General features: G+C 61.9%; 2 protein-coding genes. Both read right to left on the minus strand.

The features are described 5' to 3' along the window. Window positions 1–3: 3 nt before the first annotated feature. Window positions 4–708: a succinate dehydrogenase iron-sulfur subunit gene (locus AWB68_RS44555; RefSeq protein WP_087650412.1), complete on the minus strand. Its 705-nt coding sequence runs from the start codon at window positions 706–708 to the stop codon at window positions 4–6. 16 nt (window positions 709–724) lie between these two features. After that, window positions 725–1,738 (minus strand): FAD-binding protein (locus AWB68_RS44560; protein ID WP_125483302.1); only part of this gene is annotated, 1,014 nt, incomplete at its 5' end.

Consider the following 1,738-nt stretch of genomic DNA (forward strand, 5'->3'; position numbering starts at 1 on the left):
ATCTCAGACAGCACGGCGCACCATCAATTCCTTGATCTTGCCGATCGCCTTGGTGGGATTGAGCCCCTTCGGGCACACGTCCACGCAGTTCATGATCGTGTGGCAACGGAACAGACGATACGGATCTTCCAGGTTGTCGAGGCGTTCACCCGTCGCTTCGTCGCGGCTGTCCGCGATGAAACGATAGGCTTGCAACAAGCCCGCCGGACCGACGAACTTGTCCGGATTCCACCAGAAGCTCGGGCACGACGTCGAGCAGCTCGCGCACAGAATGCATTCATACAGGCCGTCCAGCTCGTCGCGTTCCACCGGTGACTGCAGACGCTCCTTTTCCGGCGGCGGCGTGTCGTTGATCAGGTAAGGCTTGATCGAATGATACTGATTAAAAAATTGCGTGAAGTCGCAAATCAGATCGCGCACCACGGGCAGCCCCGGCAGCGGACGCAGCACGATCTTCTGCGGCAGGTCGTTCATGTTTTGCAGACACGCCAGACCGTTCTTGCCGTTGATGTTCATCGCGTCCGAACCGCACACGCCCTCACGGCACGAACGGCGGAACGACAGCGTCTCATCAACCGATTTGAGCTTCACCAACGCATCGAGCAGCATGCGTTCGTGCGAGTCGATCTCGATCTCGTAGCTCTGCATGCGCGGCGCCGCGTCCTTGTCCGGATCGTAGCGGTAAATTTCAAATGTTCTCTTTGCCATGTCGATTCCCTTGACCTTAGAAGGTACGCGCCTTCGGCGGCACCGATTCGACCGTCAGCGGCTGCATTTTCACCGGCTTGTAGTCGAGGCGATCGCCTTCGCTGAACCATAGCGTGTGGCGCATCCAGTTTGCGTCGTCGCGAAGCTCGAAGTCGCTGTGCGCGTGCGCGCCGCGGCTTTCCTTGCGCGCTTCGGCCGAGACCATCGTCGCGCGCGCCACTTCGATCAGGTTCGCCAGTTCCAGCGCTTCCACCTTCGCGGTGTTGAACACCTTCGACTTGTCCTTCAGGTGCACGTGCTTCGCGCGCTCGGTCAGTTCATTGACCTTGTCCACGCCTTCAGCGAGCAGCTTCGAGGTGCGGAACACGCCCGCGTGCGCCTGCATCGTCGAGCGGATGTCGCCGGCGATCGCTTGCGTGTATTCGCCCGAGGTCGACTTTTCCAGCACCGCGAGACGTTCGAGCGCGAAGTCGGCGGCATCCGCCGGCAACGGCTTGTGCTCCCTCGTCTCCTGCGCGTGCTTGATGATGTGGTTGCCCGCCGCGCGGCCGAATACCACCAGGTCGAGCAGCGAGTTCGTGCCCAGACGGTTCGCGCCGTGCACCGAAACGCACGAGCATTCGCCGACCGCGTAGAAGCCGTTCACCGGATCGTCGTAGCCCTTCGCCGTGCCGACGACTTGCCCGTGGATGTTGGTCGGAATGCCGCCCATCTGGTAGTGGATGGTCGGCACGACCGGAATCGGTTCCTTGATGCAGTCGACGTTCGCGAACTTCAGCGCGATTTCGCGGATCGACGGCAGGCGCTTCATGATCGTCTCGGCGCCGATGTGCGACAGGTCGAGCAGCACGTGATCCTTGTGCGGACCGACGCCGCGGCCTTCCTTGATCTCCTGGTCCATCGAACGCGAGACGAAGTCGCGGGGCGCGAGGTCCTTGAGCGTCGGCGCGTAGCGTTCCATGAAGCGCTCGCCGTCCGAGTTGCGCAGGATGCCGCCTTCGCCGCGCACGCCTTCGGTGATCAGCACGCC

This window comes from Caballeronia choica (genome assembly GCF_001544535.1).
Classification (GTDB): domain Bacteria; phylum Pseudomonadota; class Gammaproteobacteria; order Burkholderiales; family Burkholderiaceae; genus Caballeronia; species Caballeronia choica.